This is a genomic window from Mesobacillus jeotgali (assembly GCF_014856545.2).
Taxonomy (GTDB): domain Bacteria; phylum Bacillota; class Bacilli; order Bacillales; family Cytobacillaceae; genus Mesobacillus.
In genome coordinates this window covers 4433764-4447533 of record NZ_CP109811.1, presented here as the reverse complement: position 1 = coordinate 4447533, position 13770 = coordinate 4433764, and the positions used below count along the sequence as shown (strand labels likewise).

Below are 13770 nucleotides of genomic sequence, written 5' to 3'. Positions count from 1 at the left end.
TTTTTAGCTTAGCCCAAACATACAAAATAACTATGAAGCAGCTTTCTCATCAGAAAGCTATTCCTTCTAAAGTGAACCTTCTTGATTAAGTTGGTCTTCCTCTGTACTGTATTCTGTCTTGTCTGATTCTTCCTGTGTAGATTCTGCTTCTTCAATAATGCCTTCTGATGAAGGAGTTTCTTCTTCAACTACAGGATTTTCTTCTTGTGTACCAGCAGGTAATTCATCCTGTGCTGGCTGTTCTTCCGCATCTGCAGAAGGCGTTTGTTCTTCCACTTTTAAATCCACAGGAGTTTGCTCTTGTACAGGGTCTTCCACTATATCCTCAGTAGGAGTTACGTCTCCTGGAACTGTTTCTTGTTGACCGGTAACTTCCACCGTATCCTCAGAAGGAGCTTCATTTTCTACTGGTTCTTCTTTTACAGGACTTTCCTCCGCGTTATCTGTTGGCTGTAGATTATAATTTGTTTTAAGGCGTGTAATTAAAGCTGCAAACTGTGCGCGCGTTAACTTTTCCTGTGGACCGAAGAATCCTTGGCCATCCCCCAAGAAAATGCCGCGTTCTTTTACAAAAGCGATGGAATCTGCTGACCATGCAGCAGGACTGACATCAAGGAAAGGAGCTTCGGTCACATCTGGTATTTCCTCACCAAACAATCTTGCTATCATCGCTGCCATTTGCTCTCTGGTCACCGGAGCAAGTGGGCTGAATACACCTTTGCTTGTTCCATTCATAATTCCCTGTGCATTCACAGCTTCGATAGAGTCGTATGCCCAATATGATTGCTGGACATCCGAAAAGGTTTTACTGGTAGAAGTGGGCGCTGTCAGAGAATAAACCCTTGAAATTACCGCTGCCGCTTCTGCCCTTGTAACTGAGTTATTAGGGAAGAAATAAGGACCATTGCCTACCATATACTTATTTTCATATGTATAGTCGATCGACTCCCGTGCCCAATAAGAAACAGGCACATCCCAGAAGTTCTGTCCATATAACATCCCTTCATTATTCGAAACATAAATCCAGCGGTCCCCGAATGAAGTCCCGATCTGATACCAATTCCCTTGTTTCCTCTTGGCACTCACAATCTCTGAAGCTATTTTATTCGACGTGATCGAGTCGAAAGATGGCTTTGTATAGAGAGTATAAGATTTTTCGAGTTTCATTTTAGCGCTAAGATAAACGGATTTCTCTGGGAAAATTTCTCCGGCTTTTGCTGCCATCCATAAGCCGGTTGTTTTATTTCTATCCCAGATCTTTGGGAAATTGCTTTGAGGAACATGTCGATTCCCGACATAAGGACTTAATTCTGGTGTGAATCCTGGTTTATTGAACTCTTGTATGAACCAATCTGTATAACCTCTGCCGCTTGGCTTTACATCCGTGCCAATGATCCGGTATCCGGTAATATTGCTCAGTTCTTTTACAAGCTTATAATCTCTTGTTTTTTGCTTGTTGTAAAAATACCAAAAAATCATTTCCCCTGATGTATGGTAGGCCGTTGTCATATCAGGCTTGATTTTATAGGTAAAATCTCTTATGTACTGCACTTCTTTTTCTTGAAAAGGTTTTTGTCCCTTATAACCTGCCCAAGAGGGTTTGCTGGCTTCACTTGGATTTTCCCATTTCGCGGGGTATTGTCTGTTCAGATCAACCCCATTTGCATTTGCTTTCCAGCGGGTGAAATCTCTGCTTCCTTCATTCATTGCTATTAGCTTTGAATGAACCGTTGTTGGGAATGCAGATAAGCCCCGCTGCTGCAGCGTCACACCATCGGGATTAACCATAGGAACAAACCAGATCGTATATTCATCTAAAATATCACGAGCATTGTATTTACCGACAAGAGAGTTCTTTTGATAGGCATTAGCATACTCTTCAATCATTTTCATGATTAGTTGAGTGGTGATCCACTCCCTGGCATGGTGAGAACCATTCAGGAAAACCGTTCGCTGCCCCTTACCGAGCTTTACCGCCCACACCTCTCTTTGATAAGCAGTTTTCCCCAAAGAATGATAATCTACCAAATCAGGAAAAGTTCCTTTCAATCTTTTAATCTCATTAGAAACATCCTCATACGAATACACACCATCGTCCCAGACAGCAGCTTGGGTACTTAACGGCTGAAAAATAGAAAACAATAAAAGCAAAGACAAAAAAATACGCATAACAAACCCCTTATTAATTATTTGAACAGGACAAAGGCGCGATGAAGGGACGGTTCTTATGTCTTATTCGGAAGGTAAATAAATAGAATTATGGAGAGGAGCTAGAGAGTTTAATAGGGCATCCTCACAGTTAATATCGGAATCCAGAGCCAAAAATGAAGCGGGAGAAAGGGGTGGGAGTACAGCTTTGAGAATGTATATGAATGGGAGCAAGGTAAAGGTACAACAGCTAATCTAAGGCCATTTTTGGACAAGAGAACCTCCAACCGTCCCTGTGCCCCTGTTCTGAAAGGTTAGGCACCATTTCTGAGACGAACCATCAATAAGAGATTCAGCTAAATGCCTAGTCCCTTGTCCACTATTGTACTGTACTTCTAAGTTCTATTAATCCGTAGTGCATCCAGCGTAAGCTAGAGTAATTTCTGAAACTACTAAAATATACTCACCACATTCATCCGAAACCGCACTCCAGCTTACAAAACCTCCAGTAATATCTGTCACACAGTCTTGTGTACATGGAGCAGGATTGCATGTATAAGCTATAATATCATCTACTGGAGTTTGACTGCTGCAGCACCCTCTAGCTGGTAGTTTATCATTGAAGAAACCAGGTTCTATAGCAAAAAGTGGTGCATTGACTAATAAAGTGCTACTTCCACACACTCTTACAGCATATCCAGCTACAACCTCACATTCCAACGGTTCGCCACCTACACAAGTCGGAACACTGGCAGTTGCAAGTAATGGTTCTTTATAGCACCTAATATTGGACAAATCGAATTGGAAACCAAACCCTTCCGGGAAATTAGTGGAATCTCTATTAAACCCAGGTGGAATCTCAATTCTACAGCAAAAATTTACGGTAACTGGACAGGAAACTTCTCCTTGCTGCAGTACCCCTATAGAATTACTATTCTCCTTCAAACTCTCATACTGCTCTTTGCTGATTTCATTTTCACTGTTAAAATAAGTCGTCATTGTACTGGTATTACTCACTTTTTAAATCCCCTCTCTTTCATTCATTACAACGGCGCAGTTGTTAATTAACTATATGAAAACTAAGCAAAATTGCTTGTACTGATGTACAGAAGGTAAAAAAAATGAATAAAACCCCTAGTCGAGAGTTGAAATGTATTGTCTAAATAATTCAGGATGGCTTGTTTGTATAGTTAACACCCTATCCCCATATTCATTCAACTTAAGGAATCAGAGTCTAACCTATATAAATGCACTTTTGGAATAAACTCTGAAGAAAAAAGTCAGAATCTTATTGTCAGCAAAAAAAGAGGATATTGCCCACATCCTCTACCAATTAAAAATTGCTCCAAAGATCATACCCATGAAACCGCCTAGGACTGCAATACCCAAGGCGCAAAGCCACGTTGTACCGCCTGCGGCTGATAATTTTTCAAGGGCGTTATCATCAGGTTCAACTTTGTTTACCTCTCTTTTCACCTTGTGGAAATAAAGCCTGTTACCCAAGAAGCCCAGTATCACAAACACTCCTATATCTAAAATTGTAAACTCATTGGCAACCCCTAAAAGTGAAGAAACTGTCATTAAGATTAAAAGATAAATGATAGCTTCCTTGTACATCTTTCGGTAGCCCAGCCATGCACCACTAAATAGAGCCGCGGCCCAGTTCCAAGAAATCCTCTTAACAGGTTCAGCCGATAAGTCTGCATGTTCATCAGTCAATCCCCATTTCCTGAAATAAACGTCCGCTTTTTTCCCTATAAAAGCTCTTGTTTTTTGTGACTCTGTAATCTGATGTTCTAATTCCATTTAAATCACCCCTTATACTTTAGTAGAATCATATCAAAAAATGGTTATTAATGGGTGGATTATTGCAGGGAAAAAGCCTTCCTGCACTCATTTTTCGTGTCCGGGGAGTGAGAGTCAGGAGAAGAATCGTTCCGCTGTTTTATCCCATTAATATCCACTATCTGTTTTATTATTATAATTATATAATTCTTCTGTACTATATATGAATTGTAGGAGGAAGACTTACTTGAAGCGCGTTTTATCTATTCTTTTGGCTTTTACATTAACATTGGGACTGCTTCCATTTGCTGCTTTTGCTGCGGTAATTCCACAGGATCAAGAGTTCCAAAATTATCTCCAGGAAATCGGAATGTCTGAGGAGGAGTTCGTTGCCTATATGAAAGACTGGCATGATTACTCTTTGGAAGAGTTTGAAACACTGGAAGAGTTGACAGACTACCTGGGAGCTGAGCTCGATGAAGAAAATCTCCAGGAATTGCTTGCTGATTTTGAAATGACAGAGGAAGAATTCAACCTGTTGCTTGAGGAAAATGGAGCAACATTGGAACAATTCGTTTTTTACGATGATTTATATTTCAGTGTGTCAGAATGGCTTTACACTGAAGAATGGACCCCTATTACTGACGAAAACCTGCAAACGCTTCTTGAAGATTATGAATTTGCATCGATTGAAGAATTGGAAGCTTTCCTGAATTCCTATGATGATTCAATCGAAAACTACGAATATATTGAAGACCTTGAATTTGCAGTAGCTGAACACTACTTCATGGAATCCAAAGATGACTTGATCAACACATTGGATTCTTTTGGTCTTTCGCTGGCCGAAGCCAATAACCTTGCCAATCATGTGATTTCGATTATGGAAAATCCTGACCTTGATGCTGAACAATTTTTCACAGCGTTGGAGGAATACGGTGCAAGATTAATGGATTTCCCTGAGTTTGACAGTGCATCTGATCTTTCAGCTGAAGACATTGCCGAATTTATTGACATCTGGGATGGTATGCTTACTCTGTTGGATTTGAAAGTAGAATACTACTTGGTTGAGGATGGCGTTGAGTCTCCTGTTTCATTTACTTCCCTTATGCAAATGGATTCTACCAATGGAGCGGACTTAATGATAAAAATCCTTTCAATTAATGGTGATCTTTTAGCTGACATGGTCATCACGAAGGAAATGTTCGACTCTGAATTCATGCAAGAAACCGGAGAAAATCTGGAAGATACAACTGAGGCAGTTGAAGAAGTGAAAAATGCTGCAGAAGAAATGGAAAAAGCTGAAGAGAAATCCCCTGCGGCCAAAGCACCTGCTAAAACTGTCAAGGGCGGCAAACTTCCAAACACCGCTTCAGATTACCTGCAAAATACAATGGCTGGATTAGCTATGATTCTTTTAGGAGCTATTGTATTCAGGAAAGTGAAAGTTAAACGTGCTTAAATATATGAAAGAGAGAAGAACCGGAAAGCTGGTTCTTCTTTCCTTATCCGTTGTCATAATCGCATTTGGTTTCTGGTTCAGCGGAACAAACGCATATAAATTCATGAAGGGCTATTGGCTTTTTAAAAATGGCGACCCCAAAACAGAGGTCGTCCTTGCCAATAAGCCTGGTAAGACGGCAGATAGAGAAACGCAAGAGAATCCTGCCATTCTCTATTCCGAGAGGCCTGAAAAAGGAGAAATGATCGGTAATCTGACCATTCCTAAACTCAATGCCAATTTGCCAATCTATCATGGCACTGATGAGGATGAGCTCGAAAAAGGAGTTGGACACTTCGCCGGCAGCGTACTTCCGGGTGAAAAGGATAATTCTGTTCTATCCGGCCACCGTGATACTGTTTTTCGCCAGCTTGGCAATGTAGGCAAAGGAGATTTGCTCGTTGTCTCGACAGAAGTAGGAGAGTTCACGTACAAGGTGAGAAAAGTCCGCATTGTGGATGCCGATGACAGAACAGTAATCGTTCCAAAACCCCGCGCCACACTGACAGTAACAACCTGTTATCCTTTTGATTTCATTGGAGATGCACCGGAGCGATATATCCTTGTTGCGGATTTGATTGAAGGGAAGTGAAAAGACCTGAGCACTTAAATTGGTGTTCAGGTCTTTTCTTTAAATATTTGGCGGTCTCTAATGAAAAAACGTGTATTGAAAAGTGCAAATAGAAGTGGAACTAAATAGTCCCGGTTCATATATAGACTCCTGAGAGAAGTGAAGATCGACTAATACTTGGTCATTGTCTGAGCAATCAAATGAGTCGTATATCGACTCATTTTCTAGTTTGAATTTTTTAGTTCAGTATAAACTTTGATGAATTCCTTTAAACGGTCTTTTGTGTCCAGAATTTCTAAGCGTCTTGCCCAACCCCATTCATCTACCTGGAATGGTTCATCCATCCAAAGTATTTCAACATCTCGGCGATGTCTAGAGTGTGTACTATCGGGAGCATTAACGTAATAAGCATCGCTTTTAATTTTTACAATTGCATAAACGAAGAATTTAGTTGTTTGCCCGGTACCTAGTACTAGAACATCACCTTTTTTGACATCGATATAAAACCGGTCAAAGAAAGTTTTTATTAATCCCCATCTTCTCTTTGAATCAGAGGACTTTTCTAAATCCCTAAATAACTTTGATTGTTTTGCATCGGATAAATCACCATATCCGACATCAACACCAGGCTCGTCGATAGCAACAAATGGTTCGGGATCCCCCTTCATAAATCGAGCTGCCCAATCCTTAAAAGTTTTCATTAACCAAACATTCATTTTCATAACCCCTCTCTAAGTAATAAGTAATTTTAACAAATTTACTCAATAAACGTTGATAGAACAGTGTTTGTAAGTAACTTAGTTTATTTAGTTAAATAATAATTCAAACTGTTATAAAAGTAAATAAAGTAATTTCGACATTTTTTTCTTAAAACAGAAAAACACTCAAGAAATAAAAAATCGTCCCTGAGTGCTTTATTATTTATAGAACTTTAATTTAGAGGTAGAGGAGTGATTCTCCACCTCTTATTTAAGTCGAGTGGTAGTCCCTTAATAGTATAAATTTTCCTTTCACCATAAGGAAGGACCATGATTTACTTCCTCTTAAGTTTATTAATCAGATCTTCAACCTTCTGCCTTGCAGCCTCGGTCTCTTCCTCTAACAAGTTAATTCGCTGTACACTGCCATTCTGAGTAAATTCAACAAATAAGATATCGCCTTCTGCAGCGTTTGAGGGTAAGGATTCTCTACTTAGTAAAATCTCTTTAGTCTCATCATCTCTAAACAACAGTACAGCCATTTCTTTTTCGAATCGATCGAGTGTGTACTTACCTGGCAAGTTCATCAATTATCGTCCCCTGTGGGTCTACGAGCCTTGCGGCATCCCCGTTATTATCCCAGATATAAGCTGTAGTCCAAAGAAGATGGGTTGGTCTGCTTTCATAAGCATTTCTTCCAGTCATCACAGTAACCGTGGCACCTTTCTTCAGGACAAAATCACTTGGGAAGTTGTACTGCTGGTTTCCATCAACACTGATTAATGTCCAGCCATCCATCGAAATATCTTTTGTATCGATATTTTTCAATGTAACGATTTCTTTATCCAGGTCTAGATTGGTTATATCAATTTTACCAGTATTGGGATTTGGTTGAGGTTCAGTTCCTGGAACACCTTTGACCAGCTGTATGGAAGAACCATTTGATTCAAAAGCGATATCTCCATTGGTTGTTGGTACAACTGTGGCACCCATAGCTGTTAGTCGGTTTACAACAACGCTATCCGGGTGTCCGTAACTATTCCCTTCTCCAAAAGATAATACTGCCCATTCTGGTGAGACCTCGTTTAAGAACAGTTGAGAAGATCCTGTTTCAGATCCATGGTGCGATACTTTAAGCACATCAGCATTCACGTCAAAGCTGGACACCATGTCTGCTTCCGCTTGGGTACCTGCATCCCCAGTAAATAAGAAAGATTTTGAACCATGAGTTACTTTCAATACAACGGATGCTTCATTATTATCCGAAGAACCTTCGCCACTATTCAATACTTGAACTTTGATTGCAGGATCTATATCAATGAATTCACCTGTTTGTGCAACATGGAAAGGGATGTTCTTCTGGTCAATCAATGTTAAGTAATCCATGTACGTTTGAGAGGTATGAGATTTCCCACTATCGATAACATTTTTAACAGGCATTTGATTTAACACCGGAATTAAGCCGCCAATATGGTCCGCATCAGGATGAGTTGCGACTAAATAATCAATCGAAGTTACACCAGCTGCCTTTAGGTAAGAAACAACTTTTTCTCCCGCTGTTTGCTTGCCGCCATCAATTAGAATTGTTTTACCGTTTGGAGTAATTAATAGACTGCTATCTCCTTGATCAACATCCAGGAAGTGAACAGCTAATTTACCGCTTGGGGCAGGGGGTTCAACTTTAAAACTATCATTTAAAGCTCTAGCCAAGAAAGCAGAAAAGTCTCCGCGAGACAGCTGTTTATTTGGTCTGAAGGTATTGTCTGCATATCCTGTCGTTATGCCAAAGGCAAGAATTTTTTTAATAGAGGAGTATGCCGTAATACTAGGGCTTACATCTGAAAAGTAAACAGTTGCTTCATTATTTAACTTAAACGCTCTGGCCAGGAAAATAGCCATTTGCCCGCGTGTGACCGGCTCCTTTGGCCTATATGTGCCATCAGCATATCCGCTGATAATTCCTTGCTTAACCGCAGAATCTATATATCCGGATGCATAATTGCTTGCACCCACATCCGAAAAAGTTGTGTTTCTTTGTGTACCATCTAACTTTAACGCTCTGCCAATCATAGCCGCGGCAGCATCTCTCGTTACAACAGCATTTGGCTTGAATTCACTATTACCGTAGCCGCTAATAATCCCGCGATCATACAGATACATAACCTCGTCATAAAAATTGTAGCTTGGATGTACATCCGTAAATTCCGTACTAGCATTTACATTAGGGGTAAAGATGCTGAACAAAAACACAGAACAAATCAACAATAATAGTTTTTTCACCTTTCTCCACTCCTTTCTACGATTACAAGATTAACATAGGGATAATGGTAGATTAAAGAAGCAGGAGAGATTTCTAGAAAAAACCAGTCGAAAGGCTTATGGATAAAATGAACAGAGGGACGGTTCTTTTGCATTTCTTCAAAAGAACCGTCCCTCTGCAAGTGTTTTTATTTAGGAGAAAAGGACCCTCCATACCAAGTCTTGTAGCTGTAAAACCTGCTGCAGCTATGATTCTCGCTTACTTGTATGTTATGTGAGGAACATTTATCCGTGGAAGTATAGTTTGCGCAGTTTTCACATTTTCTAAATGATTTAGGATTTTTGAGATAAATACCTTTCTTGTTTAGAATCTTGGCGTCCTGAACTTGACTGTTTGCTTGTAATCTCTCATATTCCTTGAAAGCTTCAATTAGTTCTTGAGTACTTGACTTAAGTTTTTTATTTGCTTTGTCTTTAGTAGATTTCTTCTTCTTTTTTTTTCTTTTTAGGAGTTGTCACAGATGAATGTTCTGCAATTTCGGCAGATGTATTTTCAGCTTTGAATTGTTTTGCCCACAGGTGATCTAGATCCTTTTCGTTTAAATACCATTCTATCTGAAATTGAAGGTCAGATACATAATCTGGATTACTGTTTAACCTAAGGATATTGCCGTAAAGGCAAGATTGGAATTCATGAGCGGATAATGGAATCTCAATATGAAGATCATAATATTTAATTGCCCTATGGATAATAGAGTATTGCTGATTTCTATAAGTTTTTTGTCTTCCATTAGCATTAAAAAGGTTTTTTATGTAATCGCTAGCGGAATCATCTAACTTTAACTCAACTTTTATCCGCTCATCTTTATAGAATAAATCAATATGGTGAGTATTCGTTTGTGAAGAAATCAACCTAATCTTCGACATGCTTAAATGAAAGTAATAAAAACCCAAGCTATAGGATGCAAAATTAAGTGTAGTTTCCATTTTGATACCACCTGTCTTACACGATGATTAATACTTATATCGGTAAAAATATAAAATAGTAAAAGAGAGAATATATAAAAAACTTATTCCTTCTGACGATAAAAAATATATAATACGCTGGGGGAAAACTACATGAAAAAAACTAAAGATTTAATTGTTGATCTAGATATGATACATGAGAGCCTTTTGAATGCGAAGGAAGACGCTGATAATCCAATACTAAAAGGTAAAATAGGGAATATAAGTAATCAATTATCTAATCTTATTAAACACTTAGATAATCAAATAAAAAATCCACCTCCTAAACTGCAGAAGTCAAATAGAAATAGACATAATAACCCGATACTCCAACAACCTGGGTATTATACACCTGGCAAAAAGAAAAAGGTTCATTTTCCTTCTCAAGGCAGAAATGCTACCAGAATCTCCAGTGCACATACTATTGAGGGGAAGTTTAAATATTGAAACTGCCTAAAGAGACATTTTACGAAGTATGGGGTTACTACTCTATGCTTTCTTTTTTTGCCTGAAATCAAAGGGAGACAAAGGTATCTGTCCCTATGTCTCCCTGGTAATTCAATTATGTTTTCTGCCATAAGTACTTGTATTAGTAGGAAAGTGAGTCCCGTCACCGGGCCAGCTTGCTTTTAACCCATACAGAACACGAAGAAAACTAACTCGTCGAATGATCAATTCGTATAAGCCCATAATGATGAGGAATGATGCGGAGATTAAAAAGATCAATTTTACAGGTACAGTCCATCCCAGGTTATAAATGAAAAATCCTATTATAATGATGATAGGCTGATGTAGCACATAAAACGGCATGGAGGCTTCACTTGAATATTTCAATGCTCTGTTGGAAACGTTCAGATACTTATCACCTATGTATAGGATAAAGAAGATCATGTTCCATACCAATAGTACACGGATGCTCATGAATACTGCCCAACTCAATGATATTTGCATGGGGAACCCATAGAAAAATACCCAAGATATATAGGCAGCTGTACTCATTATGCTCATAGCTCCAGCTAAAACCCCTATTTTACGCACAAACGCCCTCAATGATTCTCTCGCAAAAAAATAAAATCCAAAAATATATAATAGTAGATAAAAAGTTATTCCCCAACTCGCTAAATTTACAACATGGTTGACAGTCAAAGCGGCGATTGATAGAGGGATAGGGATGAATAAATAATGGAGAATACTAAATTCTTTGCCAGCTGTCATTCCCTTGGTTTTTAGGAAAAAAGGCAAAGTAATCACTGAAAATAGCAGTAACATCAAAAGATACCAAAGGTGATGTCCAAAGAATGCGAAGTTCCCGGTACCGCCCATTTCCAGATAGAGTCCATCAAAGTAATGAGGAAAGAATTCCAGGAATGAGCCTTCAAGTTGATGGTTCGTTATTCTTTCAATATACACCTGGGGAGGTGACAACAGAAAAATACCTAAAAGAAGGGGTAAACCAAGCCGTAAAAGCCTCTCTTTGACAAAACTTTTCGCATTTCTTCTGTTTAAAGCGTAGTAAGTAGCCATTCCTGACACCACAAAGAAAATGGGCATGATCCAGTTTCCCACTAAGAGGGAGAAGAACTCAATATATGTAGAATCGATTATATTGTTCTTAATGTGCCAATCAAACGAATTGAAAAACATGGAGCAATGATAAAGGAACACGACCAACATAGACAATATCTTTATCCAGTCCAAATCATAATGTCTAGAAGACTGAGTATTATTTTCCATAAATTTCCCCCTCTAAGTTAAATATAACTTCTTATTTGAATAAAATACATATATTTTTGAGTCTTAGGTCCTATTTATGATATGAACATTTTAAGGTGACAGGCACCATCCAATAAAATGGATGGTGCCTGTCACCCTGTTTTTCAACGACATATGATGTCGTTGTGGCATTTTATAATAATCCCTGTAATGAAATGAATTGGAGGGGTTATATGAGATTAGTTGAATTTGTGGTTTGGTTTAAAAGGAATAAGGGGTGTATTAATTCTTGTTTGGTTATTCGTTCTAATCCAAAGGTGAATTCTCCATCTTATTATTTTAGGAATGTTAAAGTATTGAATGATATTTTTAAAGATCTTCTTCGTTCGTCTCAAATTTCGATTTCCTCTTTTGAATGTCTTTTTCTTAAATATCTTCCAGAATGTTTGTCTCAAATTAAGCTTGATTCTTCTCCTTCTGATCTCGAAGTTTCCAACCAAATTAAAGAATATTTTTCAAGAGTAATTCACTGAGTTTTAAAAAGCGGTGAATAGATTATTCTGTTCACTGCTTTATTTTTTAAAAAAGGGAGATGTGCTTACGCCTAGATATGAAACGAAGAAAATGGTCAAGTTGAGAAGTGAATTGCCCAGGGATCTGAAGGTGGGTGATGAGTTGAGTTATTTTGACGCCAGGCTTACGATTCGGGATTTAAATTATCAAAACCAGTATGGCACCTTTGTCCTTTGTGATTATACTTTCGATGCTGAGGAACGGGAGAAGACCGATTCAGCATGGGAAATTCGAAAAGGTGCTCCTCCGAATACTGCAAATCCGTATGAAATTATGCATGTCCTTCGTATCCCCAGTATCCAACACCTTTCGGAAGCTGTTGGCTATGTAATCAGGAATATTGAAAAAAGGGAATTGTTGGCTGTATCTTATCGTGAAGCATGGAAGTTCTTATTCCATGAAGGAGCGATTAATGGAGTAGCAACTATTAGCAGGCATGGAAACTTTACTTCCTATTTGATTGATTCCATTGAAGAGCTGCCTGCTTTTGATAGTGCTTATTGGGGTATTTCTCCTTACGATTCAGATGGTAAACCTGTTGCGACTTTTACAAAGGAGGTACAAAAGAACATGGAGCACTCATTGAAGAGAGAAATAAATAGTAGGATTAAGAGGAGAATTACACAGCTTGATCCTGGTTATGAAGGAAAGCCGCAGGATCAATTGAAGGATTTAGCTGAATTAATTAAAGCATCTGGTAACATAACCGTTCTGACTGGTGCGGGGATATCGACAATGAGTGGAATACCCGATTATCGATCTGCTATAGAGGGAGTTTGGAGGAAAAAGCCTGACTTGCTGCAAACTCTGAATCAATTTGTATACTTAAGAGAACCTGAACTGTTTTGGAAAAGTTACTATGATTTATTTGCTCTTACTCTTGATGATATTATACCTTATCCAACTAAACAGGCCGTTATGACAGCAATTGACTCGATTGTTCCTAATGATGGCCATGCTTTTTTTGCGGATCTCGAAAAAGCGGGAAAGCAAGTTTCTATCATTACCCAGAATGTCGATGGATTGCACCAAAAGGCCTGCAGCAGCCGGGTCATTGAGTTTCATGGCAATGTCATGACCTGCTCCTGTCCAGTTTGTGATAACTCCTATAAGCTTGAAGAATTTTTTGAGGTTGGAACAGTGCCAAGGTGTGAATGCGGGACCGTTCTAAGACCTGATGTTGTTTTTTTCGGAGATGCTGTAAAAGGGCTGGATATTGCGGAAGAATTAATTGCGGATAGTGATTTGATGATTATTGCGGGAACTTCGTTAAATGTATCTCCATTCAACCTGCTGCCGGGAGTTGCCAGGGAGCTTAATATTCCTATTGTGTATATAAATAATGTAATTACTGAAGAAAATTACGATATTACCCTTCAGGGGGATATTTCAAATGTTTGTACTCAGTTGAAAGAATTTTTGAGTGGTCATTTGGAAAAATAAAGGAATCTTCCATAGAAAACGAGAATAAAATACAGGTATTTAGTTATGGGTAAAAAGAAAGGGGGAAACTCATAGTT

13 protein-coding genes are annotated in these 13770 nt (G+C 38.7%); 5 read left to right on the top strand and 8 right to left on the bottom strand.

Going from position 1 to position 13770, the window contains the following annotated elements:
* Nucleotides 1-66: 66 nt before the first annotated feature.
* The 3 genes from FOF60_RS22595 to FOF60_RS22585 form a co-directional block, all read right to left on the bottom strand.
* Nucleotides 67-2169: a M14 family zinc carboxypeptidase gene (locus tag FOF60_RS22595; RefSeq protein WP_192470959.1), complete on the bottom strand. Its 2103-nt coding sequence runs from the start codon at nt 2167-2169 to the stop codon at nt 67-69.
* Nucleotides 2170-2553: 384 nt separating this feature from the next.
* The gene (locus FOF60_RS22590) at nt 2554-3165 is read right to left on the bottom strand and encodes a hypothetical protein (RefSeq protein ID WP_192470960.1); all 612 of its coding nucleotides are present in this window, start codon (nt 3163-3165) and stop codon (nt 2554-2556) included.
* 309 nt (nt 3166-3474) lie between these two features.
* Complete coding sequence (locus FOF60_RS22585; RefSeq protein WP_192470961.1) at nt 3475-3954, bottom strand: DUF2628 domain-containing protein; 480 nt, start codon at nt 3952-3954, stop codon at nt 3475-3477.
* Between the two features lie 226 nt (nt 3955-4180).
* Between FOF60_RS22585 and FOF60_RS22580 the strand changes: the two genes are divergently transcribed.
* Nucleotides 4181-5392: a processed acidic surface protein gene (locus FOF60_RS22580; RefSeq protein WP_192470962.1), complete on the top strand. Its 1212-nt coding sequence runs from the start codon at nt 4181-4183 to the stop codon at nt 5390-5392.
* A gap of 4 nt (nt 5393-5396) precedes the next feature.
* Nucleotides 5397-6023 carry a class D sortase gene (locus FOF60_RS22575; protein ID WP_192470963.1) on the top strand — a complete coding sequence of 209 codons (627 nt, stop codon included), beginning with the start codon at nt 5397-5399 and terminating at the stop codon, nt 6021-6023.
* Between the two features lie 203 nt (nt 6024-6226).
* On the opposite strand, the gene FOF60_RS22570 is transcribed toward FOF60_RS22575, so the two are convergent.
* From FOF60_RS22570 to FOF60_RS22555, 4 genes are all read right to left on the bottom strand, one after another.
* Nucleotides 6227-6718 (bottom strand): hypothetical protein, encoded by a 492-nt coding sequence (locus FOF60_RS22570; protein ID WP_192470964.1) that lies wholly within the window; start codon nt 6716-6718, stop codon nt 6227-6229.
* A gap of 317 nt (nt 6719-7035) precedes the next feature.
* Nucleotides 7036-7287 (bottom strand): DUF3006 domain-containing protein, encoded by a 252-nt coding sequence (locus FOF60_RS22565; RefSeq protein ID WP_192470965.1) that lies wholly within the window; start codon nt 7285-7287, stop codon nt 7036-7038.
* Nucleotides 7271-8980 carry an S-layer homology domain-containing protein gene (locus tag FOF60_RS22560; RefSeq protein ID WP_192470966.1) on the bottom strand — a complete coding sequence of 570 codons (1710 nt, stop codon included), beginning with the start codon at nt 8978-8980 and terminating at the stop codon, nt 7271-7273. The genes FOF60_RS22565 and FOF60_RS22560 overlap by 17 nt, the downstream gene beginning before the upstream one ends.
* A 453-nt stretch (nt 8981-9433) precedes the next feature.
* Nucleotides 9434-9946, bottom strand: coding sequence for a hypothetical protein (locus tag FOF60_RS22555; RefSeq protein WP_264647616.1), 513 nt, complete (start codon nt 9944-9946; stop codon nt 9434-9436).
* A 132-nt stretch (nt 9947-10078) separates the two neighbouring features.
* On the opposite strand from FOF60_RS22555, the gene FOF60_RS22550 reads away from it, so the two are divergent.
* Nucleotides 10079-10411 carry a hypothetical protein gene (locus tag FOF60_RS22550; RefSeq protein ID WP_192470968.1) on the top strand — a complete coding sequence of 111 codons (333 nt, stop codon included), beginning with the start codon at nt 10079-10081 and terminating at the stop codon, nt 10409-10411.
* A gap of 111 nt (nt 10412-10522) precedes the next feature.
* On the opposite strand, the gene FOF60_RS22545 is transcribed toward FOF60_RS22550, so the two are convergent.
* Complete coding sequence (locus FOF60_RS22545; RefSeq protein WP_192470969.1) at nt 10523-11698, bottom strand: acyltransferase family protein; 1176 nt, start codon at nt 11696-11698, stop codon at nt 10523-10525.
* Between the two features lie 212 nt (nt 11699-11910).
* On the opposite strand from FOF60_RS22545, the gene FOF60_RS22540 reads away from it, so the two are divergent.
* Together FOF60_RS22540 and FOF60_RS22535 are read left to right on the top strand one after the other, a co-directional pair.
* Nucleotides 11911-12210 carry a hypothetical protein gene (locus FOF60_RS22540; RefSeq protein ID WP_192470970.1) on the top strand — a complete coding sequence of 100 codons (300 nt, stop codon included), beginning with the start codon at nt 11911-11913 and terminating at the stop codon, nt 12208-12210.
* Nucleotides 12211-12352: 142 nt separating this feature from the next.
* A complete protein-coding gene (locus FOF60_RS22535; protein ID WP_192470971.1) occupies nt 12353-13693 on the top strand; it encodes an SIR2 family NAD-dependent protein deacylase in 1341 nt (446 codons plus the stop codon).
* Nucleotides 13694-13770: the final 77 nt, after the last annotated feature.

Bases quoted from the DNA above. Each gene is read 5' to 3' on its own strand.
- FOF60_RS22595 (WP_192470959.1), bottom strand. From the start codon at position 2,169: ATGCGTATTTTTTTGTCTTTGCTTTTATTGTTTTCTATTTTTCAGCCG.
- FOF60_RS22585 (WP_192470961.1), bottom strand. From the start codon at position 3,954: ATGGAATTAGAACATCAGATTACAGAGTCACAAAAAACAAGAGCTTTT.
- FOF60_RS22575 (WP_192470963.1), top strand. From the start codon at position 5,397: ATGAAAGAGAGAAGAACCGGAAAGCTGGTTCTTCTTTCCTTATCCGTT.
- FOF60_RS22570 (WP_192470964.1), bottom strand. From the start codon at position 6,718: ATGAATGTTTGGTTAATGAAAACTTTTAAGGATTGGGCAGCTCGATTT.
- FOF60_RS22565 (WP_192470965.1), bottom strand. From the start codon at position 7,287: ATGAACTTGCCAGGTAAGTACACACTCGATCGATTCGAAAAAGAAATG.
- FOF60_RS22555 (WP_264647616.1), bottom strand. From the start codon at position 9,946: ATGGAAACTACACTTAATTTTGCATCCTATAGCTTGGGTTTTTATTAC.
- FOF60_RS22550 (WP_192470968.1), top strand. From the start codon at position 10,079: ATGAAAAAAACTAAAGATTTAATTGTTGATCTAGATATGATACATGAG.
- FOF60_RS22545 (WP_192470969.1), bottom strand. From the start codon at position 11,698: ATGGAAAATAATACTCAGTCTTCTAGACATTATGATTTGGACTGGATA.
- FOF60_RS22540 (WP_192470970.1), top strand. From the start codon at position 11,911: ATGAGATTAGTTGAATTTGTGGTTTGGTTTAAAAGGAATAAGGGGTGT.